1 protein-coding gene is annotated in these 485 nt (G+C 66.2%); it reads left to right on the top strand.

Going from position 1 to position 485, the window contains the following annotated elements:
- The coding region (locus MQN93_RS43745; RefSeq protein WP_242713926.1) for a DNA-directed RNA polymerase subunit alpha at positions 1 to 485 on the top strand (485 nt) is incomplete at both ends.

The following is a 485-nucleotide window of genomic DNA, read 5'->3' as shown; positions in this document are numbered from 1 at the left end:
CTGCACGAGTTCACCACCGTGCCGGGCGTCAAGGAGGACGTCACCGACCTGATCCTGAACATCAAGCAGCTGGTCGTCTCCTCGGAGCACGACGAGCCGGTCGTGATGTACCTGCGCAAGCAGGGTCCGGGTCTGGTCACCGCCGCCGACATCGCGCCCCCGGCCGGTGTCGAGGTGCACAACCCCGATCTGGTCCTGGCCACGCTCAACGGCAAGGGCAAGCTGGAGATGGAGCTGACCGTCGAGCGCGGCCGCGGCTATGTCTCCGCGGTGCAGAACAAGCAGGTGGGCCAGGAGATCGGCCGGATTCCGGTCGACTCCATCTACAGCCCGGTGCTGAAGGTCACGTACAAGGTCGAGGCCACGCGTGTCGAGCAGCGCACCGACTTCGACAAGCTGATCGTCGACGTCGAGACCAAGCAGGCGATGCGCCCGCGTGACGCCATGGCGTCGGCCGGCAAGACCCTGGTGGAGCTGTTCGGTCT

Source organism: Streptomyces spinosisporus (assembly GCF_022698145.1).
GTDB lineage: Bacteria > Actinomycetota > Actinomycetes > Streptomycetales > Streptomycetaceae > Streptomyces > Streptomyces spinosisporus.
Note: the sequence above shows the minus strand (reverse complement) of the source record. Positions and strands in the feature narration are given on the sequence as shown.